At 70.6% G+C, this 24,542-nt stretch carries 17 protein-coding genes; 9 read left to right on the top strand and 8 right to left on the bottom strand.

What is annotated here, in order from left to right; translation table 11 throughout:
* Window positions 1-5 precede the first annotated feature (5 nt).
* On the top strand, window positions 6-1,112 hold the full coding sequence (locus AB0M47_RS03225) for a hypothetical protein (protein WP_363407536.1): 1,107 nt from the start codon (window positions 6-8) through the stop codon (window positions 1,110-1,112).
* Between the two features lie 29 nt (window positions 1,113-1,141).
* Window positions 1,142-1,795, top strand: a complete 654-nt coding sequence (locus AB0M47_RS03220) for a hypothetical protein (protein WP_363407533.1) — start codon at window positions 1,142-1,144, stop codon at window positions 1,793-1,795.
* Between the two features lie 69 nt (window positions 1,796-1,864).
* Here the strand turns inward: AB0M47_RS03220 and AB0M47_RS03215 are convergent, their stop codons facing one another.
* Genes AB0M47_RS03215 through AB0M47_RS03195 form a run of 5 tightly spaced genes read right to left on the bottom strand, consistent with a single transcriptional unit; the run spans window position 1,865 to window position 6,969 of the window.
* Window positions 1,865-2,995: a Gfo/Idh/MocA family oxidoreductase gene (locus tag AB0M47_RS03215; protein WP_363407531.1), complete on the bottom strand. Its 1,131-nt coding sequence runs from the start codon at window positions 2,993-2,995 to the stop codon at window positions 1,865-1,867.
* Window positions 2,992-3,753 carry a sugar phosphate isomerase/epimerase gene (locus AB0M47_RS03210; RefSeq protein WP_363407528.1) on the bottom strand — a complete coding sequence of 254 codons (762 nt, stop codon included), beginning with the start codon at window positions 3,751-3,753 and terminating at the stop codon, window positions 2,992-2,994. The genes AB0M47_RS03215 and AB0M47_RS03210 overlap by 4 nt, the downstream gene beginning before the upstream one ends.
* Entirely contained in the window at window positions 3,750-4,664 is a 915-nt protein-coding gene (locus AB0M47_RS03205; RefSeq protein ID WP_363407525.1) for a carbohydrate ABC transporter permease, read from the bottom strand. The genes AB0M47_RS03210 and AB0M47_RS03205 overlap by 4 nt, the downstream gene beginning before the upstream one ends.
* Window positions 4,661-5,578 (bottom strand): sugar ABC transporter permease, encoded by a 918-nt coding sequence (locus AB0M47_RS03200; protein WP_363407522.1) that lies wholly within the window; start codon window positions 5,576-5,578, stop codon window positions 4,661-4,663. Before AB0M47_RS03200 ends, AB0M47_RS03205 begins: the two co-directional genes overlap by 4 nt.
* Window positions 5,579-5,601: 23 nt before the next feature.
* Window positions 5,602-6,969 (bottom strand): extracellular solute-binding protein, encoded by a 1,368-nt coding sequence (locus AB0M47_RS03195; protein WP_363407519.1) that lies wholly within the window; start codon window positions 6,967-6,969, stop codon window positions 5,602-5,604.
* Window positions 6,970-7,173: 204 nt separating this feature from the next.
* Here AB0M47_RS03195 and AB0M47_RS03190 point away from each other — a divergent pair, with 204 nt between their 5' ends.
* The 5 genes from AB0M47_RS03190 to AB0M47_RS03170 all read left to right on the top strand — a co-directional run bounded on the left by AB0M47_RS03190 (window position 7,174) and on the right by AB0M47_RS03170 (window position 15,124).
* The gene (locus AB0M47_RS03190; protein WP_363407516.1) at window positions 7,174-8,229 is read left to right on the top strand and encodes a hydroxyacid dehydrogenase; all 1,056 of its coding nucleotides are present in this window, start codon (window positions 7,174-7,176) and stop codon (window positions 8,227-8,229) included.
* A 122-nt stretch (window positions 8,230-8,351) separates the two neighbouring features.
* Entirely contained in the window at window positions 8,352-9,431 is a 1,080-nt protein-coding gene (locus AB0M47_RS03185; protein WP_363407513.1) for a substrate-binding domain-containing protein, read from the top strand.
* Window positions 9,432-9,592: 161 nt separating this feature from the next.
* Window positions 9,593-12,448 carry a glycoside hydrolase family 9 protein gene (locus AB0M47_RS03180; protein ID WP_363407510.1) on the top strand — a complete coding sequence of 952 codons (2,856 nt, stop codon included), beginning with the start codon at window positions 9,593-9,595 and terminating at the stop codon, window positions 12,446-12,448.
* A 74-nt stretch (window positions 12,449-12,522) separates the two neighbouring features.
* Window positions 12,523-13,776 carry a hypothetical protein gene (locus AB0M47_RS03175; RefSeq protein ID WP_363407508.1) on the top strand — a complete coding sequence of 418 codons (1,254 nt, stop codon included), beginning with the start codon at window positions 12,523-12,525 and terminating at the stop codon, window positions 13,774-13,776.
* 79 nt (window positions 13,777-13,855) lie between these two features.
* Entirely contained in the window at window positions 13,856-15,124 is a 1,269-nt protein-coding gene (locus AB0M47_RS03170) for an enolase C-terminal domain-like protein (RefSeq protein WP_363407505.1), read from the top strand.
* Window positions 15,125-15,136: 12 nt separating this feature from the next.
* Here AB0M47_RS03170 and AB0M47_RS03165 read toward each other — a convergent pair whose 3' ends face one another.
* Window positions 15,137-15,862: a ThuA domain-containing protein gene (locus AB0M47_RS03165; protein WP_363407502.1), complete on the bottom strand. Its 726-nt coding sequence runs from the start codon at window positions 15,860-15,862 to the stop codon at window positions 15,137-15,139.
* Window positions 15,863-15,870: 8 nt separating this feature from the next.
* Window positions 15,871-16,656 carry an alpha/beta hydrolase gene (locus AB0M47_RS03160; RefSeq protein WP_363407499.1) on the bottom strand — a complete coding sequence of 262 codons (786 nt, stop codon included), beginning with the start codon at window positions 16,654-16,656 and terminating at the stop codon, window positions 15,871-15,873.
* Window positions 16,657-16,747: 91 nt separating this feature from the next.
* On the opposite strand from AB0M47_RS03160, the gene AB0M47_RS03155 reads away from it, so the two are divergent.
* A complete protein-coding gene (locus AB0M47_RS03155; RefSeq protein WP_363407710.1) occupies window positions 16,748-17,917 on the top strand; it encodes a GntR family transcriptional regulator in 1,170 nt (389 codons plus the stop codon).
* A 59-nt stretch (window positions 17,918-17,976) separates the two neighbouring features.
* Complete coding sequence (locus AB0M47_RS03150) at window positions 17,977-21,048, top strand: glycoside hydrolase family 38 C-terminal domain-containing protein (protein ID WP_363407496.1); 3,072 nt, start codon at window positions 17,977-17,979, stop codon at window positions 21,046-21,048.
* Window positions 21,049-21,092: 44 nt separating this feature from the next.
* Here the strand turns inward: AB0M47_RS03150 and AB0M47_RS03145 are convergent, their stop codons facing one another.
* Window positions 21,093-24,476, bottom strand: a complete 3,384-nt coding sequence (locus AB0M47_RS03145; RefSeq protein WP_363407494.1) for a S8 family serine peptidase — start codon at window positions 24,474-24,476, stop codon at window positions 21,093-21,095.
* Window positions 24,477-24,542: the final 66 nt, after the last annotated feature.

Genomic DNA, 24,542 nt, shown 5'->3' with positions numbered 1-24,542 from the left:
GCACCGTGGTCCCGTACAACTTCTTGCCGATCGAGACCCACCTCGCCATGGTGACCGCGCAGAACGCCAACGTCGGCGCCCTCACCGACGCCGCCCGGATGTGGACCCAGGTCCGCGAATGGATCGCGGCCGCCGAGGTGGAGTTGCACGTACGCGCGGCCGACCTGTTGCCGCACTGGCCGGACGAGGCCGGTCGGGAACTCGAACGCGAGACTCAGCGGACCCTGGCCGAGCTGAAGATGTGGGGCGAGCGGATCGACGCGTCCCAGGTCGTCGCCGGTCTCGGTACGCTCGCCGCCGCGGTCCCCGCCAGCTTCCAGATCGTGTCCGGCCTGCATCAGAGCTATCTGGCGGCGCTGTCGAACCCGTTGACCGCCTGGGCTGCCCTGGGGTTCCAGCAGGCCTCCGGCGCTGAGATGACCGCGCTGGGCGGCCTGTTCGACACGACCATGCTCCAGGTCTGCTCCGCCGCCGGAATCCGGACGCCGACCGTCAGCATCGGACCGGCCAGCGAGGGCAACTCCACCGACGACGTCGTCACCGCGGTCGAATCCGTGACGAGCGCCGTGACCAGTCTGCAGGGCCTCGTCTCCGCAGCCGGCGTCTCCGCGAACCTGTCGGACCTCTCCGGGCTCACCGGCGACGGGCTGTCCCTGTCCGGTGCCGACCTCATCCCCAACCTGCCCGGCGGTTCGCTGCCCGGCGTCGACTCCGCGCCCACGGTGTCCGTGCCCGGTGGTTCCCTCGGCGCCGCCGTCGGTACGCCCACCCTGCCGGCCGCCGTACGAACGCTGGCCGGCCGACGAGCCGTCGGCGTCGGCCCGGAACTCAGCGTCGCGGCCACCGCGGCCGGAGCTTCGGCGTCGGCGGCTGGAATGACGCCGCCCATGGTCCCGCCGGGTGCGGCCAGGGCCACCGATGGCACCCTGCGCCCGGTCTCGGCCGCCTCGCCGACCGGCCGGGCCCGCCGAGGCGAGCAGCCGGTCGACGGGACTGGCGGCGTACCGCCGGAGCTGCGCGGTCGGTCCGGCAGCGGCGACCAGTCCTTCGGCACCGCCAAGGCCAGGAGCTCCCGAGATCCGCAAGCTGCCTACGACGCCCACGGGGTCTGAATGATCGAACCGTGGCGTACCCTGCCGCGATGGACACCGCTGAGCAGATCCTCGCCCAGCTCGACGACGCAGCGCGGGAGTACCAGTTCGCCGACCCGGAGCACCCGTACGCGTATGCCATCGACGCGCGCATGCACGTGTTTCGCGACGACGCCAGGTGGGCATTGCTCGTCGAGCTGGTCGGGTACAACCCCCGGGCCGGGAACGTCGTCGATGTCGTGCATGCCTACGGCAACTGTCTCACTCGTGGCCGAAGCGGGTACGAGAACGATGACTTCCTGACTCGGATAGACAACATGGACGAGATCGAGGACATCGACAATCCGGAGTATCTGCGGACGGATGGCGGGCCGATCCAGATCCGGGGCCGGCGCATTACGGTCGACGCTGCCGCCGGGGACTCGCTGGAAGACGTCTTCCGCCTGCTGGTGCCCGATCACCGCGATCTCCTGCTGGCCGACGAACTCGAGCTGCGCCGCCGAATACCGGCGGAACTGGTCCGACTATTGGTCCTCGAGGAGTGGTGGCATCGTCGGCCCGAGCGCCACGACGAGCTGCCCAGCGAGACCGAGACCTTCCGGCAGCTCGCCGTCGTGCTGGCGACGGGTGATGTGACGGCGTACCGGCCGTCGAAAGCCCCGAACACGCACTGGTCGAACTGGCCGGAATCAGGTTCGCTGTAGGCCGGCTGCGACCCGTGCAGGCGACCGGGGCGGCGAGTGTGGCACCCGCCGCCCGTACCAAGGCATCTTCTATCCGGCCGTGACCGACGCGGTGTCGAGTGTGGACTCAGTGGGGTCCCAGCCGACCGGCAGCGGCGGCGCCGGTTCCACTGAGCTGGTGACCTCGACCGGCAGCCGGGAGGCGGCCGACGACGCGATGGCCACCATGATGTCCAGGACGTGGTACGCGAGGTCGCCGCTCGCGCGTTCGGGTATGCCGGCCCGGATGGCGCGGGCGAGTTCGAGTACGCCGATGCCACGGGTGTGTTCGGCCGGTCCGGCGTCGATCTCGGTCGGCGTGTTCGGGTCGTCGGTCCACAGTGACGTGGTTCCGCTGAAGCTGTTCGGATCGGGCATGGTGATCGTGCCCTGGGTCCCGGTGATCTCCAGCGTCGGCCGGTTGGACCGGGCTGCTTGGAAGCTGAAGACGACCTGGCCGATGCCGCCGTCGCGGAACTCCAGCAACGCCGCGTGATAGGTGGGCACGAGCACGGGGAACTCGACGCCCTTGCGGGGCCCGGACCCGATGGTCCGCGTCGTACGCGCAGTCGAGGCTGCCGCGCTCACCCGCATGACCGGTCCCATGAGCTGGACGAGCGTCGTGAGGTAGTAGGGGCCCATGTCGAACAGGGGCCCGGCGCCGGGGGCGAAGAGGAACTCGGGGTTCGGGTGCCACGACTCCGGCCCGACCGCCAGGAACTGCGCGTTCGCCGTGACCGGCTGCCCGATCGTTCCGTCGGCGACGATGCGGGCGGCCGTTTGCAGGCCGGCGCCCAGGACGGTGTCCGGTGCGCTGGCGGTACGCAGCCCGCGTTGTTGGGCGGCGGCCAACAGTTGGCCGCCGCCGGTCAGGTCGAGCGCGAAGGGCTTCTCGGCGAACAGATGCCGTCCGCTCTCCAGGACCTGCAGCCCGATCTCGACGTGGGCGGCGGGCACGGTGAGGTTGACGACGAGTTCGATCGCCGGATCGTGGAGCAGTTCGCCGACGGACCCCGAGCGCGCCACTCCGTGCCTGGCGGCCTGGGCGTGAGCCCGGTCGACGTCGAGGTCGGCGACGAAGCGTACGTCGAGGTCGGGGAATCGGGTCAGGTTGTGCAGGTACTGCTCGCTGATCACGCCGGCGCCGATGACGCCGACACCGACTCGGCCGCTGCCGTTCACGCTTCCTCCGTCTGTGCGTCGGCCGGGGGTTCAGTCTGGGTGCGTACCCAGGCCGCGCCTTCGGCGAGTGCGGCGAAGACGTCGCCGGCGTACGCGTCGAATTCGAGCACCCGGGTCGCACCGGGCACGGCGGCGAGGACGCCCGCGAGGTCGACTCGTCCGGTGCCGGCCGGCACCTGCGACGCGGGATCCTGCTCGATCGGGCCGTCCTTGACGTGCAAGTGCCGAATCTGGCCGGCCAGCCCGGTGGCGAGCGCCGTGACGTCCGCGCCGCCGACGGCGGCCCAGTAGACGTCGAGTTCGAGGACGACCGGCGGGTGCAGCATCCCCGCCAGTTGTTCCAGTGCGGTGGTGCCGGCGAGACGGGCGAACTCCCACCAATGGTTGTGGTATCCGATGGTCAGCCCGTGAGAACTCGCCCGCTCGGCGCAGTTGTTGAGGCCGTCCGCGATGGTCGCCACGCCACGAAGATCCTGCCAGCCTTCGCGTACGGTCGGCTCGATCACGGTGGTGACGCCCAGCCGGGCCGCCGCGTCGAAGACGGCTGGCAGATCCGGCGCGGTCAGCAGCGACGCGTGCCCGGTCCGGGCCCGCAGACCGGTGGTACGCAAGGGTTCTTCGAGTCGTGGTGCCCATTCGACGAGGTCGAACGGCTCGACCTCGTCGAAGCCGGCCGCGGCCAGGCGTTCGAGGGTGGCCGCCGGATCCTTCCGCAGACTGTCTCGCACCGAGTACAGCTGCACGGACAGGGCGCTCACTTGAGCCCCGAGAAGCCGATGCCGCGGACGATGTGCCGCTGGAACAGCAGGAAGACCACGATCGGCGGGACGCTCGCGATGAGCAGCCCGGCGACGAGGTACGCGGGGTCGGTGTTCTGCGCGAGCCGGGGCAGCGCGACCGCCAGCGGCTGCGTTTCGGGGTCCGACAGCGCGATGAGGGGCCAGAGGAAGTCTTTCCACGCGGTCATGATCGACAACAGGGAGATCACCGCCAATACGGGACGGGACATGGGCAGCACGATGCGGCGGAAGATGGTGAACCAGCCCGCGCCGTCGACCTGCGCGGCTTCGAAGATTTCGGCGGGGATGGCTTGGAAGAACTGCTTCGCCAGCAGGATGTTGAAGGCGTGCGCGCCGGCGGGCAGCCAGATCGCCCAGGGCGTGTCGGCGATCGAGACGCCGAGCCCGGGCAGATCGAGCACGGTCATGTAGAGGGCGACGAGGGTGACGGTTCCGGGTACGAACAGCGTCGCGAGCAACGCCGCGTAGACGTAGCGCCCGTACCAGGGCCGGATGACGGCGAGCGCGAAGCCGGCCGTGGTCGCCACGATCAGCTGCACCAGCCACGATCCGGCGACGAGCCAGAGGGTGTTGAGGAGATAGTGGTCGATGCCCAGCAGGTTCCACGCGTCTGAGATGTTCGACCACTTGGCCGGTTCGGGCCAGACGGCGAGCGGGCGCTGGACCAGGTCGGTCGTCGTCGACGCGGCGGCCCGGATCATCCAGACCAGCGGCACGGCGCCGAACAGCAGCAGGCCGAGGAACAGGACGGTGTGCATCCCGCGCCAGCCGGCCCGGGTCGCGGGCCGGCTCCAGTCTCGTTCGGACAGAATGCGGCGCGGCGGCGCCGGGGCCGCGCGCCGGGCACGGCCGAGGGCAGGGGCGGTCACGACGTGCTCCAGGCTCGGGTGAGGCGCAGATACGCGGCGGACACGACGACCAAGGCCACTGCGAGAAGTACGCTGAGAGCCGTGGCGACGCCATAGTCGCCGAACAGGAACGCGTACCGGTAGATCATCAGCAGGACGGTCACGGTGGCGTTCGCCGGCCCACCGTCGGTCATGACGTAGGGCTCGGTGAAGACCTGGAGCGCGCCGATGATCTGAAGCAGCAACAGCACCAGGATGACGCCGCGCAGTTGCGGCAGCGTCACATGCCAGACGCGCCGCCACACGGAGGCCCCGTCGAGTTCGGCGGCGTCGTAGAGTTCCGTGCTGACGCCGGTCAGCGCCGCGAGGTAGACGAGGATCGCGGTGCCGGAGCCGGACCAGGTCGCCACGATCACCAGGCTCGGCATGGCGAGGTCGGGCGACTGCAACCAGGGATAAGGCCCGAGACCGACGAGGTCGAGCACGGCGTTGACCACGCCCTCCTCGCCCGGATTGAAGAAGGTCTTCCAGAGCAGCACCGAGACCACCGGCGGGATCACCACTGGCAGGTAGGCCAGCGTGCGGGCGAGAGCGCCGCCGCGGCGCAGCTCGGACATGAGCACGGCCACGGCCAGCGGCAGCGGCAGCCCGATCACGAGCGACAGGGCCGCGAACCACAGCGTGTTGAGCACGGCCTGCGGCAGCAGCGGATCGGCGAACAGCTCCTGGAAGTTCTGCCAGCCGACCCACTCGGGGGCGTCGACCAGGTTCGTCTGCTGGAAGGCGAGCACGACGCTGCGGCCGATCGGCCACCAGGCGAAGTATCCGAACAGGAAGATCGCCGGCAGCAGGAAGGCCAGCGCGCTCCAGGCCGACCGGCGGGCGGCCGACGCCCGGCGGCTGGCAGTGCCGCCGGGCGTCGTACGTGCCGTCACCGGTACGCGGGTGGGAACGGATGTCACCGCTGCGCCTGAGTCAGGATCGTGTTGACGCGCTTCTCGGCGTCGGACAGCAGCGCGTTGATGTCGGCGTTCTTGTCGGTGAGCACCTTCTGCACCAGCGGATCCAGTGCGGCGTAGATCTCCTGGGAGGACACCGCCGGTTCGGGCACGTAGGTGAACCGGTTCAAGGAGTCGACGTAGGACGCGAAGTTCTTGACGGGCACGTTCACGTACGCCGAGATCGCCGTCTGCACCTTCTGGTACCGCTCCTGGCTGAAGATCGGCAACACCGGTACGCCGACCGGCAAGCCGTCCGCGGCGGACGCCTTGGCGTACTTGGCGGCGACGTCGGGATCGTAGTTGGGTCGCAGCGCCCGGAACTCGATCCACTTCACGGCGGCGGCCCGTTGTGCGGCGGATGCCTTGGCGCTGACCATGAGCACGGTCGCACCGGCGAGCGTCGCGTTCGCGCCGCCCTGCGGCATGGCCGCCGCGCCGTACTTGGCGGGGTCTCCGCCGGCGGCGACGTAGTTCGGGTAGAGGTCCGGCGGTGCGGAGACCCACATGCCGACGTTGCCGGCGGTGAACTGCGCGAGCAGGTCCTCCTGCTTGCCGAGCATGTTGTCGCCGAGGGAGTCGTCCTGCCACCGGACCTGCTTCCACCATTGCAGGACCTTGCGGGTCGGCTCGTCGTTGAACGACGCCACGTACTTGCCGTCGGCGCCCTGCTTGATCATCGTGCCGCCGTTGGTGTACGTGTACCCGGTGAGGTGCCAGCCGCCGCTGTTGTTGGTGGAGATCTCGCCGAACCCGGTCTTGCCGGTCTTCTCGCTGATCTGCTTGGCGGCCGTCCGGACCTCGTCCCAGGTCGTCGGCGGGTGGTCGGGGTCGAGCCCGGCCTTGGTGAACAGTTCGCGGTTGTAGACGAGGCCGAACGCGTAGCTCTTCTCCGGCAGCCCGTACACGGCCTTGTCGCGGACGAGGAAGTCCATGACCCGCGGGTTCAGCTCGGCGAAGCTGGCCAGCTTGGACGCCTCGGCGGTGATGTCGGCGACCTGCTTGCGCTCGATCAGCGACGGCGGCTCGGTCAGGGGCACCCGGATGACGGCGGGCGCGTTGCCGCCGGCCAGCCGGGCGGCGAAGGTCTTCGCGTCCCACGGGACGTCGCTGCCGACGACGTCGATGGTCGGGTTGGCCGCCTCGAACTCCGCCACCTGCTGCTGGAACAGGGCGAGCGCGGCCTTGTTGGTGGCGGCCGGTTGGCCCATGACGGTGATGGTGACCTTGTCGGTGCCCGCGTCCTTGTCGGAACAGGCGGCGAGGGTGGCGGCGACGGCGAGGGCTGCCGTCGCGGCGGCCAGAGGCCTATGGCGCGATCTCAGCATGTTGGCTCCTCGGGATCGGCTGCGTTGTGCAGCGCGACGGGTGGGCCACGACCGTGGACGTCTCGGGCCGGCGGACGGGCCGCCACGGCGTGTGACGCCCCCATGATTAAAGAAACAGTCCAGAAACGCAAGACCATGTGTCGATAGGTTTTCATTTCGTTCTGATAGTTGCGATAAGTTGATCAGGTGTGGTCGAATCGCCGCATGAGTTCCAGCGACGACCACGCCGGCATCGCCCGGCTGGCCCCCGCTTCCCGGCCACGGACCCTCGTCGTCATGGGAGAACGACACTTCCGCGACATGTTCGACGCCCCGCGCCTGCATCGGCTGCGCCACCTCTGCGACGTACGCGGGCCGCTGCCTGCCGACTCGTTCCGCGATGGGCGAGTCCGAGCCGAGCTCGGCGAGGTCGAGGTGCTCCTGACCGGATGGGGCTGTCCGCCGCTCGACGACGAGGTCCTGGCCGCCGCACCCCGCCTGCGCGCCGTCTTCCACGCGGCCGGGTCGGTGAAGGCGAACATCCCGCCGTCCGCCTGGCGGCGAGGACTGGTCGTCACCTCGGCGGCGGCGGCCAACGCGAAGCCGGTCGCCGAGTTCACCCTGGCCAGCATCCTGCTCGAAGGCAGACGGACCTGGCGGTACGTGGAGGGGTACCGGCGCCACCGCGACGGTGACAGCGCGTGGCGTGACCTCGTTCCGCCGACGCTGAACCACGGCGCCGTGGTCGGACTCGTCGGGCTGTCGCGGGTGGGCCGCCGGGTGGCCGAGCTGCTCCGGCCGTTCGACTTCACCGTGCTCGCGGCAGACCCCATTGTGGACCGTGACCAGGCGGCGCGGCTCGGCGTGAGGCTGGCCGACCTCGACGACCTCCTGCGCTCGTCGGACATCGTCAGCCTGCACGCCCCGGAACTTCCCGAGACGCGTCATCTGCTCGACCGTCGCCGGCTCGCGTTGCTCAAGAAGGACGCCGTGCTCATCAACACCGCACGCGGCGCGCTGATCGACACCGCGGCCCTCATCGACGCTTGTCGTGCCGGGCACATCCGGGCCATCCTCGACGTCACCGAGGACGAACCCCTGCCGGCCGAGTCGCCGCTGTATGAGCTGCCGTCGGTTCAGCTCACTCCGCATATCGCGGGATCGATGCACGGGGAGACGCGCCGGTTGGCCGACTCGGCGCTCGATGAGCTGGAGCGATTCCTCGACAGCCGGCCGCTGGAGCACCAGGTCGAAGCCGCCGGCCTCAGCACCCTCGCCTGAGCGGGGCCACGGCCGGTGCAAGAAGGCACGAGACCGTAAGAGTTCGAAACCGCCGCGGTCTCTAATATTAGTGCCGGACTCATCGCTGTCAGCTACGGAAGATCGTCACGGAAGGACTCGCCATGCTCGCCGCGGAACGACGTGCACACATCCTCGCGCGTGCCCGGGAGGATGGGTCGGTCAAGGTCACCCGGCTCGTCGCCGAGCTGGGCGTCTCCCATGTGACGATCCGCCGGGACCTCGACGCCCTCGTGGACGAACGCGTGCTCGACAAGGTACGCGGCGGCGCGATGCTGCGCGTACGCCCGGACTCGGCCGGCGCGTCGTCGCAGCCGTCGTTCGGTGGCACGATCGGCCTCATCGTCCCGACGTCGTACTACTACCGGCACATCGCTGCCGGCGTCTCGGCGGCGGTACGCCAGCGCGGCGGCGAGATGCAGCTGGTCGTGTCGGAGTACAGCCTCGACCGGGAACTGCATCTGCTCGGCGAGTTCGTCCGCGACGGCGTCGGCGGCGTGCTGTACGCGCCGTCGATCCAGCTGGACGACGACGACCGGCAGTTGCGGGAGCGCCTCGAATCGGCCGGCGTCCCGATCGTGCTGGTGGAGCGTACGCTGCCGGCCGGTGGGCTCGGCGGGCCGTCGACTGTCCGCACCGCGCACGAGCGGGGCGCGATCGGCGCGGTACGCCATCTGGTCGGGCTCGGGCATCGCCGGATCGCCATGATCAGCCGTGGTCGCACCCAGACCGCCGACCTCGTCCGAGCCGGGTGGCGGCGGGCGATCGGGCAGGCCGGGCTGGAGAAGGAAGCGATCCTGCTCGGGGCGGACGTCCTCGGCGGGGAGCCGACCTGGAAGCCCGACGGCGTCGAGCTGGTGCTCGACCGGCTGCGGCAGCACGGCGCGACGGCGCTGTTCTGTCATGGCGACGAGAACTCGCTGCTCACTCTGGTGCATCGGGCGCGGAGCACCGGTCTCAGCGTTCCCGGCGACCTGTCGATCGTCGCGTACGACGACGAGATCTCCGTCTTCGCCGACCCGCCGCTGTCGGCGGTCGCGCCGGACCGGGAGACGGTCGGCTCGCTCGCGACGCGGTTGCTGCTCGACAGCATCGAGCGCGGTGACGAGCCGTCGGCCCCGCTGCACATGGAGGTCGAGCCCCGGCTCGTGGTCCGCTCGTCGACGGCGAGCCCGGCGCGCTGAGACGCCGTGCCCTGCCCGGCCGAAGCCGGAAGCCGGCGGGGTAACCGAAAGTTTCATTTCGGAAAGGTTTCGACAGTCGAGTTTCGAAACCTTGTGTTAATGTGAGATCGGGTGTGACACTGATCCAACCTGGGCGATGGCGTCCGGGTGGGGAGGATGTCATGTTCGAGACATTCCGGATCCGAGGATGGGCGTTCGCCGCAGCGGTCGCGGCCGCCATCCCACTCACCGTCGCAGTGACCGGGGCTCCCGCCGCCGCGGCCACCGTGCTCGAAGTAGCTGTGAGCCAGGCGGGCTACAGCTCCAACGCGTACAAGGTCGGCTATGCGGTCGCCGACGCGAAGCTGCCGGTCGCGACGACCTGCCAGATCGTCCAAGGCTCGACGGTCGTCGTGCCGAGCTGCGTACTGCTCGACCGGGGCGTGACCTGGGGGAACCACGTGTACGTCGTGGAGTTCGCCGGGCTGACGACCGCCGGCGGGGACTACGCGCTGGTGGTGGGCGGCGTCGCGTCACCCCGGTTCGCGATCATGGCCGACGTCTGGACGAGCTACCTCGACGAGATGACGGCGTTCTACCGGATCCAGCGATCCGGCGTGGCCACCGCCGACGTGTATCCGACCGGATACAGCGACATCGCGCCGAGCCCGGAGATCTTCCACGCGGCCGGGCACCTCGACGACGCCGCGTCCGCCGACGGCACCACGCACTACGCGCTCACCGGCGGGTGGTACGACGCGGGTGACTACGGCAAGTACGCCGGCAACCAGTGGGTGGGCGGCTCGATCGCCATCAGCTACCTGCGCCACGCGGCAGCGCCCGCCGTCGCGTTCGACAACGACGGCAACGGCGTACCCGATCTGATCGACGAGGCCCGGTTCGGCAGCGAATACCTGCTGCGGTTCGCTGACGCGTTCGGCGGCGCCATGTACGACATCAAGGGCAGCGGCGGGTTCACCCACCCGGAGACCCAGACCGACGGAGTCATCGGCACCGCCGACGACCGCCGGATCTCCGGGCTCGGCGTCGGCGGCTCGGCCAAGGCCGCGGGCACCCTGGCCGCGACCGCCCGGGCGATCGAAACCGCGGTCACGCGCGGGCACATCGCCGCCGCCCAGGTCGCGGCGTACCAAGCCTTCGCCGCCCAGTGCGAGCAGGCCGCCTTGGTGTACTACAACTACGCGGTCGCCCATCAGACCGACCCCATCGGCTCGTACTCCACCCGCGACGGCATCGCCAACTCGCTGCTGTTCGCCCAGGCGGAACTCGCCCTGCTGACCGGCGATCAGACGCTGCGCGACGCCGCCGAGACGACCATCGCCGCGACTGCCTTCAGCGTCCGGTCCTCGACCAACTACTGGGACATGGCACCCCTGTCGATGGCGGAGCTGTACCCGATCGCGACGGCGACGGGCAAGACCACCATCCAGCGCTTCCTGAAGAACCAGCTCGACTACATCCTCTCGTCCACCGACGACACTCCGTACGGCGTCATCAACCAGTTCAAGAACTTCGGCGTCAACGAACCGCACGCCTCCTACATGGCCGACGCGCTGCGCTACTACGAGCTGTTCGGCGACCAGCGGGCGCTCAAGGCCGTCCTGCGCGGGACGTACTGGCTGTTCGGCGCGAACCCGTGGAACATCAGCTGGGTCTCCGGCATCGGGCAGAACTCCGTCAAGTTCCTCCACACCCGGCTGGACGAGCAGGCGCAGAGCGAGACCGGCGACGGCGTCGTCCTCCCGGGAGCGCTGGTCAGCGGCCCCAACGCGAAGGACCCGCTCGACGCCCGCAGCGCGAGCCCATGGTACGAAGACCGACCCTTGTGGACCGACAGCGGTCAGCAGTGGCGGTACAACGAGTACTCGATCAGCATCCAGGCCGGTCTGCTGTACTCGATCGTCGGGCTGGCCGACATCAACGACGCGCCGACCACCGTCGGCACGCCGCCCACCACCATGTCGGTCACCTCCCCGCTCATCGGCGACTACGTCACCGGCAACGTCACGGTGTTCGCCCAGAGCGGGACCTCGCTGACCGACCACCGGATCGGTCCCGACTGGCAACCGATGACCAGCGCGGGCGGCGGCGTCTCCACTGCCGTGGTCGACGTCAGCGGCCTCCAGCCGTACACGACGACCCGGGTCGACGTCCGCGGCGTCCAGGCCAGCGGGGCGTACAGCTACGGGTCCACGCATTACACGATCGCCCCGCCCCTGCCGAGCCCCGAGACCCCGCTGCTCTACGACGGCTTCGGCGGCGACGGCGTGTTCGGCGCACAGGGATACACCTGGGTGAACTGGTGGAACAACAACGCCGGGGTCGGCTCGGCGAGCAAGGTCGTCTACGACGGGCGTACCGCGGGCCGGTTCGTGCAGAATCCCGCCACCGCGAACTCCCAGGCGAAGTTCCAGCCGTGGCACGACGTCGCGGACCTGTCCGGCTACCGCTACCTCACGGTGGTCATGCGGAGCCCGTCGCCCGGCAACCGGGTGCGGTTCCAGATGACCGACGCCGACTCCAGCCATCGCGTCTCGGGCGCTGCCCTGATCGCCGTCCCGGACGCGTGGACGACGTACCAGTTCGATCTGGACGCCTCCCCGGGGCTGGACCGCTCGGCCGCCAATCTGGAGCTGTGGCTCCAGCAGACGGCCGATGTGGACGGCGAACTGTACGTGGACTCGATCAGCTTCACCAACACTCCGTCCGGCACCGCGCCCACGCTGGGCGGGCTCGCGGTCTCCGCCGCCACCGGTTCGACCAGCACGACCTTCACCTTCTCCGCGCAGTACACCGACGTCGACGGCCAGCTGCCGTTCGCCGTGCAACTCGTCGTCGACGGAGTCGTGCGGTCGATGACCGCGGTCGATCCGCTCGACACCGACGTCACCGACGGCGCCGGCTACCAGCTGAGCCTCACCCTGCCCAAAGGCCCGCACACCTGGTACGTCCGCGCCGGCGACACGACCTCCTCGCCCACTGTGACCCCACAACAGACCGGCCCCACGGTTTCGTGACCACCCGAAGGAGCGAAGACATGGCCCCTCAATCCCCGTCCAGACCGCGGCGTTCGCGCCTCCGGCGAGCGGCTTTGGTCGCCGCGACGGCACTGATCGCCGTCAGCGGCCTCACCGCCCGCCCCGCGGCAGCCGACACCACACTGCCCACCCTCGCGTACGCCGGTGAGGTGACCGTCGCCGAAGAGTTGTCGTACAACCCGACCGGCGAGTTCATCTTCCCCAGCATCCTGCACGCCTCGGAGTACTTCGTCGCCCCGCTGGCCGAGTGGTACCTGTACTACGCGCCGCACGAGAGCCCTGGCGGCATCTCGCTCATGTACGCCGACTCCCTCGACGGCCCGTGGACCGAGTACGCCGCCAACCCGCTGATCGCCAACGTCTGGTCGCCGTATTACAGCGTCAACCACGTGTCGAGCCCGGACGCGATCTGGAACCAGGAAGCGGGCGAGCTGTTCCTCTACTACCACGGCGGCAACGACCAGACCCGGTACGCGACGTCCACCGACGGCATCACCTTCAGCTACGGCGGGACCGCCGTCGACAACGCCATGGGCGGCACGACGACCACCGAGACGTCCTACGCGCGCGTCTTCCGGCACCCCGATCCGGCGTCGGCGTACCACTACGGGATGTTCTACATGGAGAACACCACGGCCAACAGCCGCCGCATCCGGGTCGCCGAGTCGGTAGACGGGCGTACGTGGACGGTCCGGCCGACGCCGATCGTCACTCCCGGATCGCTGGACGCCGGGAACGTGTCGGCGGCGAACCTGTGGGAGTTCGACGGGCAGCTCTACATCGTGTACCACGCCTCGTCGAAGAAGATCTTCGCCCGCACGATCGACCCGACCCTGACGACGGTCGGCGCCCCGGTCGTGCTGTACCAGGCCAGCGGCGTCGGCGACGACGTCGGCCGGGTGGCCTCGCCCGAACTGGTCACCGACAACGGCACGCTGTACCTGTTCTACGAAGCGGGTGACCGGCTCAACGCCACCGTCGCGTACGCCAAGGCGACCCTCGCGCCGCCCGCGTACGCCCTCGACGTGGACGCCGTCGCGACCACCGGCTGCACCTCGGCGGGACTCGCCACGATCATCGTGTCGGCGACCAACGGCTCCACCGCGCCGACCGACGTACGCCTCACCACGTCGATCGGCGAACGCAAGGTCACCGGCCTCGCCGCGGGTGCGACGTTCGCGCCGACCTTCACCTCGACCGGAACGTCCCTGGCCGCCGGAACCGTCACCGTCAAGGCGTTCGCCCGCGTCGACGGCGTCGCGTACGAGGACACCTGGTCCGTTCCGTATGGCGGCATAAGCTGCTGAACTGCCACCGCCGGCACCGTCCTCGCCTCGGCCAGGGCGGTGCCGGCGTACCCGACGAGTCCCCGAGCAGGAGCCGACCGTGACCGTGCCCCCTGATCCAGCCTTCGCCCAGCCCTGGCCGGCGCCCGACGGCGTACGCATCACCGGGGTGCGGGCGATCGTCACCGCTCCGGAGGGCATCCCGCTCGTGGTGGTCCGCGTCGACACCTCCGACGACGGGCTGTTCGGGCTCGGCTGCGCCACGTTCACCCAGCGCTGGCGATCGGTCGTCGCCTTCGTGGAGGAGCACCTCGCCCGGCTGGTCGTCGGCCGCTACCCGGGCGACATCGAGGATCTGACGCGGCTCGCACGGTTCTCCGCGTACTGGCGGGACGGGCCGGTCGGCAACAACGCGATCTCCGGACTGGACCAGGCGCTCTGGGACATCGCCGGCAAACGGGCGGGCCGTCCCGTGCACGAACTCCTCGGCGGCAAGGTACGCGCCGCCGCCGACACCTACATCCACGCCGCCGGCCGCGACATCGACAGCGCGCTCGACGACGCCGAACGCTTCCTGGCCGCAGGCTGGCGGCACCTCCGGCTCCAGGTCTCGCAACCCGGGACGGGCGCCTACGGAGCGCCGCCGCTCGACCGTGACACGCTGCCCGGCGCCCCGTACGCCCGCGGCTGGAACGTCGGGCACTACCTGCGTGCCACTCCGCAGCTGTTCGCCGCCGCCCGGGAACGGCTAGGCGACGACGTCGAGCTGCTGCACGACGTGCACTCGCGGCTCACCCCGAAGCAAGCGGTCGTGCTGGCTCGGTCCCTCGAACCGTACCGGCTGTTCTTCCTCGAAGACGTCCTGCCGCCGGAGCACTGGGACGCGCTCCCCGGCGTGCGGGCGGCGTCACCCGTGCCGATCGCGGTCGGCGAGCTGGCCACGTCACTGAGCGATGCCACCCGGCTGGTGCTCGGTGGGGGAGTGGACCTGATCCGGTGCCACGTGTCGGCGATCGGCGGCCTGAGCCCGGCCCGCAAGCTCGCGGCGGCGGCCGAACTCGTCGGCGTGCGGACCGCGTGGCACGCGCCTGGCGACACCTCGCCCGTCGGAGCGGCGGCGAACGTGGCACTGGACGTCACCTCGGCCGCGTTCGGCATCCAGGAAGGCCACGTCTACTCCGACGCCGTGCACGAGGTGTTTCCGGGAACCCTGCGCATCGTCGACGGCTGGCTGAAGCCGAACGAGCAACCCGGCTGGGGCATCGACCTGGACGAGCAGGCCGCCGCCCGGTTCCCCGCCGGGCTGAGCGGCCACGACGCCTGGGCAGCCGGCGTACGCGGCCTCGACGGCGGCCTCATCGCACCCTGACGCCTTCGGCTGTCAGGCCGCGCGTACCTCGCTGTCCGGGGCGCCCAGCAGCCACATCGCCTCTCGGTGCAGCAGCCGCCGGCGCGAATCCGAGGCGTACGACTCGACGCCGTGGCCGAGTCCGTCGTAGATCGCCCGTGCGCCGCTACTGAGCCACGCGACCGGCTGGTCGACGCCGTCGTGGTGGGTCGTCAGCAGGATCTGCGACGTCTCGGCGACGTCCAGCTCGCAGTACTGCTCGTCGTCGGCCACCACCGGGCCGAGCCCGTCGACCACCGGATGAACGGCCCCAGCCGAATCAACACCCTCCAGCGGAACCCCCGCCGGGGTGAACGTCGCGACGCTCTGGGGCGGGTGCATCGAGTGTCCCGGGATCCACCGTCCACCCAGGATGGAACGCCAGCCCGGGTTGTCGGGGAAGGTGTTCGCCGCCTGGTGCAGGCCGAGAATCGCCCGGCCGCTGCGGGCGTACCGGTCGACGTCGGCATGGGCTTGCCGCCACTGCTCGTCGGTGCCGTCGAAGGCGGGATCGGTCCGGCCCCGGCCGCAGTTCACCACCAGGAGGTCGACCTCGTCCAACAAGGCGAACGCCGCCGCGAAGGTGCTGCGGATCCGGACCTCGACGCCGAGCGACTCCAGCTCGACGGCTACGGCGTACGAGGTCGCCGCATGGTCGTGCCAGGGGTCCTCATACCGGCCTCGCCCAGCGAGAACGAGAACGCGCTTGTCGTACCACATGCCAAACCTCACCAACCTTGCCGACGCAGGTACGCCGCGCACGCCGTGGTCCACGCCGCGGCCGGCTGGCCCTCGGCGAGTCCCAGGCCATGGGCGCCCTGCGGATAGACGTGCAATTCGAAATCTCGATGGTGCTCGGCGAGCGATCGCGCGAGCAGCAGGCTGTGGCGTACGTCCACGGAAGTGTCGTCGGACGTGTGCCACAGGAACATGGGCGGTCCGACGCGATAGGGCAGCGACAACTCGTCCAGCAGAGCGGAATCCGGGTGCGGGCCGAGAAGATGGCCGTTCGCCGGCAGATGCGGGTGGTCGGTCAGGCTGGTGATCGGGTACCCGAGGACGGCCAGGGCCGGATGGGGACTGGCGCGGTCGACGTCGTCGCCGACCGTCGGCGGCGGGGCCGCGCCGGTGGCGAGGAGTCCGGCCAGATGTCCGCCGGCCGAGAAGCCGAGTACGCCGACCCGCGCCGGATCGAGGTGGAACCGCCGGGCGTGATGGCGAACGAACCGGACCGCCCGAGCGGCGTCCAGCAGCGGAATCGGATACCGGTACGGGTCGACGCGATAGCGCAGGACGAAGGCGTGCACGCCGATTCCGGCGAGCCACCGAGCGACAGGGTCGCCTTCGCGCTCGGAGATGTGGGCGTATCGGCCGCCGGGGATGACGATCATCGCCGGACCGTCCGTCGTGTCCGCCGGGTACGCGGTCAGCGTCGGGGTGTGGCCGGGCCCGGTTCCGGAACTGCGCGGCGGATCTGTCCACAGCGGGTGGACTTCGGCTGACGCGAGGGTCATCGGCGTGCTCCCACCCCTTCGGATCTGCCGCCCGACGGTAACTTCACCGCGTTAACGTGTCAATCTTGACTCGACGCGGTGTTACCGTGTCCTGCCGAAGCCCCGCGAGCTGAGGAGGCCCGCCCTGAGCGAGCAGCCGGAACCGCTGCTGTACCAACAGATCAAGCAGGATCTGCTGGCAGCCGTCGCCCGGGGCGACTACCGCCTCGACCAGCCGTTCATCACCCAGCGCGAGGTGTGCGAGCGCTACGGGGTCAGCACCACCACCGCCGTACGCGCCCTCACCGACCTGGTCACCGACGGCGTCCTGCTCCGCCGGCGCGGCAAGGGAACCTATGTCGCACCTCAGCGAGAAGCCCCCCGAACAGAAGCCCTCCAACGAGAGGCTCCCCAGCGGGAGGTATCGCAAGGAGTCGCCTGCATCGTGCACGGGCTGCCCGGCCCGCACGTCTCCGGCATCGTGCAGGGCGTCGAGTCGGTGCTGTCCGAGCGCGGGTTCCGGATGTTCCTGGCCGACTCCGACGGGACCGCCGCCCGCGAAGCCCGCGCACTGCGCCAGGCGATCGAGACCGGGGCGGCCGGTGTCGTCCTCTATCCCGTCGACGGTGAGGCCAACACCGACCTGCTGGAGGAGGTACGCCGCAGCGGCATCCCGCTGGTGCTCGTCGACCGGTACCGCACGGATCTGGCCACCGACGCCGTGGTCACCGACGACTTCGGTCTCGGCCATCGGCTGACCGCCGAGTTGATCGGCCGTGGCCACCGCCGCATCGGCACACTGTGGAGCGAGACCCGCAGCACCAGCGTCCGGGATCGGCTCACCGGTCATCAGCAGGCGTTGCGCGAGCACGGGTTGCCGATCCTCCCGGAACTGACCACGTTGTCGAGCTACTTCCCAGCGCCGGAGACGGTCCGCCGAGCCGCGCTCGCTCGGCTGTTCGACGCCGCCGAACCGCCCACGGCCCTGTTGTGCGCCAACGCGTACGTGGTGGCTGCGGTAGCCGGGGATCTGCTGAGCCTGACCGGGCAACCGCGCGTCGAGCTCGCCAGCCTGGACGACGCCGGTCCCTACGACATCCTGCCGCTGACCTCGGTCGCCGCCGCGCTGCCGTCGCGGGTGATGGGGGAGCGGGCCGCCGAGCTGCTGCTGAAGCGCGTCGACACGGGTGACGCGTACGCCGATCCACAGCGGATCGTGCTCGCGGCCGAGATCCGGACGGCCGCCCGGCCGGTGGCCCAGCTTCAGATCTTGACACATTAACGTGTTAATCGCAGGATGACGGCGAGTCGCCTACCCGCCCGCCCTCGCGAGGAGCAGCCGTGCACGACCGCGAACGTCACACCGCCGCCCGGCTCGAACGTGTTCTGGCCCAACGGATCCGTCCGGCGCTCTATCCACTGCGGCGGCCGCTGGCCGTCACCGCGTGGCACGTGCCGGGCGAGCCGGTGACCGTCGACCACGCCTTCGCCGCCGACTACGAACCCTTCGACCCCGGTACGCCCTGGGGCCCACCATGGTCGACGATGTGGCTGCACCTGACCGGTGCGGTGCCCGCCGACTGGGCCGGTCGCCACGTCGACGTGCTGGTCGATCTCGGGTTCACCGACGCCTGGCCCGGATTCCAGGCCGAAGGCCTGGCGTTCGACGCTCTCGGCGTACCAGTGAAAGGCATCTCGCCGCGCAACCACCACGTGCCCGTCGCCGCCGTCGCGGCCGGGACCGAGCCGATCGAGCTCTTCGTGGAAGCGGCGGCGAACCCGATGCCGATGCCGGGTTTCCGGGCCTGGCCGCCGAGCCCGCTCGGCGACCGGGCGACGGCCGGGACCGAGCCGCTGTACCGGTTCGAAGGCGCGGACCTCGCGGTGCGCGACGAGGCGGTCTGGCACCTGATCCACGACCTGGACGTGCTGAGCCAGCTCGGCGACCAGCTGCCGCCGGGCCAGCGGCGAGCCGAGATCTGGTACGCGATCGGCCGCGCCCTGGACGCCCTCGACCTGCACGCCGTGAACGCGACCGCGCAGGCCGCCCGCGAGGTGCTGGCGCCGGTGCTGGCGCGGCCCGCCCACGCGTCCGCGCACCTGATCAGCGCGGTCGGCCATGCCCACATCGACACCGCGTGGCTGTGGCCGCTGCGGGAGACGGTCCGCAAGGCCACCCGCACCTTCGCCACGGTGACCCAACTGGCGACCGAGTATCCCGAGTTGGTCTTCGCCGCTTCGCAGGCGCAGCAGTACGCCTGGATCCGCGAGCGCAGGCCGCAGCTGTGGCAGCGGATCGCCAAGGCGGTCGCCGACGGGACCTTCGTGCCGGTCGGCGGGATGTGGGTGGAGTCCGACACCAACCTGCCCGGCGGCGAGGCCCTGGCGCGGCAGCTGATCCACGGCAAGCGGTTCTTCCTCGAGGCGTTCGGCGTCGAGACCCGTGAGGTGTGGCTGCCGGACTCGTTCGGCTACAGCCCGGCGCTGCCGCAACTGGCCCGGCTGGCGGGCAACGACTGGTTCCTGACACAGAAGCTGTCCTGGAACGCGGTGAACCGCATTCCACACTCGACGTTCTGGTGGGAGGGCATCGACGGCACCCGCGTGTTCACCCACATGCCGCCGGTCGACACGTACAACGCCGAGCTGACGGCGGCGGAGCTGAACCGGGCGCAGACGCAGTTCGCCGACGCCGGACCGGCGACGATGTCGCTGGTGCCGTTCGGCTACGGCGACGGCGGCGGCGGTCCCAACCGCGACATGCTCGAACGCGCTCGCCGCCTGCGGGACCTCGACGGCAGCCCGGCCGTGACGATCCGGTCCCCGGCGGAGTTCTTCGCCGCCGCCCAAGCCGAGTACGCCGACGCCCCCGTCTGGGTCGGCGAGCTGTATCTCGAACTGCACCGCGCCACCTACACGACGCAGGCGAAGACGAAGGCGGGCAACCGGCGCAGCGAACATCTGCTGCGCGAGGCGGAGTTGTGGGCGGCCACCGCGGCACTCCACCGGGGCGCACCGTATCCGTACGAGCGGCTGGAGCGCGTCTGGCAGCAGGTGCTCACCCTCCAGTTCCACGACATCCTGCCGGGCAGCTCGATCGCGTGGGTCAACCGGGAGGCGCGGGAGGCGTACGAGCACATCCAGGCCGAGCTGGAGGAGCTGATCGCCGAGGCGGCCACGGCGTTGCGGGGATCCGCTCCGTCAGCGTCGAACGCAGTCTTGAACGCCGCTCCGCACGCCCGGGACGAAGTGGTCGTCGGCGCCTTCGCGGACGGGCAGGCGTTGCCCGACGGCCGGCACGCCGCCTGGGCGAGCGCCCCCGCCCTCGGGATCGGCGCGCTCGGCGCGTACTCAGGACCGCCGGTCACGGTGGCCTCCGCCGACGGTCGGACTACTGTGGACAACGGCCTGCTGCGAGTGGTGATCGACGGCGACGGGCTGATCACGTCTGCTGTGGACGCCCGGTCCGGGCGCGACGCCATCGCCGCCGGGCAGCGCGGCAACCTGCTTCAGCTGCACCCCGACCACCCCAACAACTGGGATGCCTGGGACATCGACCCGCACTACCGCAACACGGTCACCGACCTGACGGCGGCGCAGTCGGTCACCGTCGTCGCCGACGGGCCGCTGCTCGCCGCGGTCGAGGTCGTCCGCGTCTTCGGCGCGTCCACGATCACCCAGACCTACCGGCTCACCGCCGGATCCGCGCGGTTCGACGTCGAGACCGTCGTCGACTGGCGCGAGTCGGAGAAGGTGCTCAAGGCCGCGTTCCCGCTCGGCGTACACACCGATCAGGCCACCGCCGAGATCCAGTTCGGACACCTGCGGCGCCCGATCCACACCAACACGAGCTGGGACGACGCCCGGTTCGAGATCTGGGCCCACCGCTGGCTCCATGTGGGCGAGCCGTCCTACGGCGTCGCGGTCCTCAACGACGCCACGTACGGCCACGACGTCACGCGCGGCCCCGGAGCCACCACAGTCCGGCTCACACTGGTACGCGCGCCGCACAGCCCGGATCCGCAGGCCGATCAGGACGTGCACCGCTTCGCGTACGCGCTGATGCCGGGGGCGGGCGTCGCAGACGCCACCGTCGAGGGTTACCGGTTGAACCTGCCGCTCCGCGTGACGGGCGCGGAGTCGGCGTACCCGTCGCTGGTGACGTCCTCGCACCCGGGCGTGATCGTGGAGGCGGTCAAACTGGCCGACGACCGCAGTGGAGACGTGATCGTCCGGCTCTACGAGGCTCGCGGTGATCGGGCCGAGACCCGGCTGACGGCGGGCTTTCCGATGCGGGCGGCGACCATTGTGGATCTCCTCGAACGGCATGTCGCGGAGGTGGCCGTCGGTGACCGCGAGGCGGCCGTGGCCCTGCGTCCGTTCCAGATCCTCACGCTCCGCCTGTCGGCCTGAGTCTGGTCGGCCCGCCACGGTGGTGGCGTGGCGGGCCGACGAACTCAGCGGACCAGGTACGCGCGCGTGGTGGTCTGCTCGATCCGGTTGCCGTCGGCGTCGGCGGCGGTGATCCGCAGCGAGACCGCCCCGCCCGCCGGGTTGTCCACGGCGGCCAGCCATCGGCTGCCGTCGCGGGTGAGCGGCGCGGACCGCCAGGTGCCACCGTCGTCGACGGAGTACTCCACGGTGATCTGGGTGATGTCGGGCGTTCCCGCCCCCGGCTGCCGGAACACCTCGACCGGAACGGTGTACGCGCCCGCGGCCGCACGGTTGTACGCGTCGAGGTCGGGCCGATAGCGCACGCCGAGCAGCGGCAGTGCGACGGCCTGGTCGCCGTCCACGTGCGCCGACCGGAACGTCCAGGCCGTCGTGACGCTGGTGGAGATCTCCGAGACGAGCGGCGTCATGGTGGCCTCCAGCCGATAGGCCGACTCCTGCGGCGGCAGCGCGAGACTCAGATAGGCGAAGGGCCGCCAGTCCTCCAGCAGGGCGCCGTCGCGGTACAGCCGGACGCGCGCCCGGCTGGCCTGCATCTTGACTTCGGCCGCGTGGTCCGGGTCGGAGTCGGCGAACATCGACACCGAGGCGCCGAACTGATCGCCTCGCCGCATCACGCCGGTCGTCAGCCCGTTGGGCCTCATCTGCGGCGGGGCGAAATGCGGCCCGAAGACGCCCGAAGCCCACGCCTGCCGATACGTCCGGCCCGGTTCGTAGCGATGCCACTGCTCGTCGTACAGCATGTAGTCGGTCGCGCCGGTCTCCCGGCTGCCCTGCATCATCATCGTGTTCCACGCCACCCCGTCGGCCAGGTAGTACTCGGTGCGGGTGAAGGGCGCGGTGGCGATCAGACGGTTCGTCGCGAAGACGGGACCGAATTGGAGCAGGTCCGCCCGCCCGACGGTGGGCCGGGCGCCGTGGTCGGTCTTCACGTCGCGAGGGGCGCTGGTCACGGCGGCGTACTGGGCTTGGACCGCGGCGAACTGGCGCTGGGCGGGCCGCAGCCGCAACCCCGTGAACAACCGATCCAGCTTCGTGTACGCCAGCTGGTACTCGTACGGGCTGCCGGTGAAGTCGCCGGCCGGTCCGGGTTCGGCCAGCCGGCCCTGCACGAAGGCGAGCAGGTCACCGGAGGCGGGCGGGCCGCCGAGATCGGCGGTGTAGAGGGGCGTGGACGTGTCGCCGTACACCGAATAGTCGAACACCGCGCCGGGACGCCCCATGTCGCGTGCCGCGTGCAGGTCCCACTGCATCAACCGGGCCGACGCTCGCGGTGCGGTCAGCTCCACGGCTTTGGCCCGGCGGGCGTCCACCGTCAACGAGACGTCCCGGGTCAGGTCGAGGACGGGGCGCATCAACAGGTTGGTGTCGGCCGTGCCGGCGGTGGTGCTGAACTCGGCCACCGTGTAGCGCCCCGGCGGCAACCGGAGAACCGACACGCCGGCCGACGCTCCCTCTGCGCCGAAGGCGATCGCTCCACACGCCGGATCGGCGCCGCAGTCACCGATCCGGTCGACGAAGGTGACGTAGGAGCCGGGCACCGCGCCGTCCCGGCCGATGTGCCGGATCTTCAGGTCGTAGTGCTCGCTTTCCTTCTCCACCCCGACCGGCGTGCTGACCTGTACGCCGTCGGCCGAGGCGAGCAGCCGGCCCGCGTACCGGCCGACCGGCAGCACGTCCGACTTCGTGTCGGCGGTGACCGTCACCGAGGTGGACCCGTGGGCGGGGACCACGATGTGGTCGGAGCCGACCGTGAACGAACCCGCCGGCGCCGGTACGCCGTCCGCGCCGGTCACTCGCAAGTCCAGGGCAAGGGTGATCGCCCCATCGCCCGTGTTGGTGTAGGTGATCGTCGTCGACAGCAGCGGATCGTCGGTGTGCGGCCAGCGGGCGACGCCGAAGCCGACGCTCGCCGGGGCAGCCGTGACGGGCAGCTTCAGCGCTGCCGCCACGTCGACCCGGCCCGCTCCCTGATCGGCGACCTGGGCGTCCGGCGTCAGGTGAGCCGAACCCATCAGGGTCGACTTCAGTTGGCCGCCGGTCCACTGCGGATGGGCCTGCAGCAGAATGGCCGCCGCCCCGGCGACGTGGGGCGTCGCCATCGAGGTGCCGGACAGCCGCACGTAACGGTCGTCCACGACCTCCCCGGGCTCCGTGCCGGCGGCGAGCGCGGCGACGATGTCCACCCCGGGAGCCGCCAGGTCCGGCTTGAGCCCACCGGTGCCGCGGACGGGGCCACGACTGGAGAACTCGGCGACGGCGTCGGAGCGGTCGACCGCTCCGACGGTCAACGCCGCCTCGGCGCTGCCGGGCGACTCGACGGTGCCGTCGCTCGGACCGGAGTTGCCGGCGGCGACCACGAACAGCGTGCCGTACTGCGCCGACAGCGAGTTCACGGCCTGCTCCAGCGGATCGACGTCCGGAGTGTCGACGCCGCCGAGGCTCATGTTCACGACGCGGGCGTGCTGGGTCACCACCGCCCACTCCATCCCGGCCAGGATGGCGTCCTCGGCGCACATGCCTTCGGCGTCGCACACCTTCGCGTCGAGCAGACGCGCGTCGGGCGCGATACCCCGATAGCGGCCGTTGGACGCGGCGCCGGTACCGGCGATGGTCGAGGCGACGTGCGTACCGTGGCCGCGGCCGTCACCAGCCGGGTCGGCGGTGAAGTTCGCCGAGGCCACCACCTTTCCCGCGAGGTCCGGGTGGCTCGCGTCGATGCCGCTGTCGACGACCGCCACGGTCACCCCGGCTCCGGTCAAACCCTGTCCCCACGCGACCGGTGCGTTGATCTGCGCCGCGCTGCGGTCCAGGCTCACCCGCCGCAAGCCGTTGAGCCAGACCTTCCGTACGCCCGGCGCGGTCGCCGTGGTCTTCCACCAGGCGGTCGCTCCGCGCTTCGGCACGGACACCGCCGTCGCGCCGATGCTGCGCAGCACCCGGCCCTGCGCGCCGAAGGCCGACACCGGCTGCTCATCCTTGGACTGCACGATGACCGGCACTTCGGCGCGACGGGAGTCGTCGTACCCGGACGCCAGCAACGTCGTCACGTCGAACAGCCGCTCGTCCAGCCGGCCGGCGGCGATCAGTCCGGCGGCGTCGCCGGGGATCACCTGGAGATGGCCGGCCTTCGCGCGTACCTGGAAGGGCATGGACTTGCGCCCGGCGGCCGGGGTGATCCGGGGCTGCCGGCCGGGGCCGAGAAGCTCCACTCGGTCCCCGGTCACCAGGGTCACCGTGCCGGTCCCGGCCCCCGCGGACTCCAGCACGGCGGCCGGAAGCAGGGCGCCTGCGGTGGAATCCGCCGCCACCGCGACCACGCCGAGTCCTAACGGGATCGTCGAGGCCAGTGCGGCCAGACGTCTCCACATCAAAGGTTGCAAGATCATCGTGGCAGACTAGGCGGGAGGTTGTGAAGAACCCGCGAAGAACCGGTCAACCGTCGATGGCGTCCA

This window comes from Hamadaea sp. NPDC051192 (assembly GCF_040682475.1).
GTDB classification, from domain to species: domain Bacteria; phylum Actinomycetota; class Actinomycetes; order Mycobacteriales; family Micromonosporaceae; genus Hamadaea; species Hamadaea flava.
This window is presented reverse-complemented; position numbering and strand designations above follow the sequence as displayed.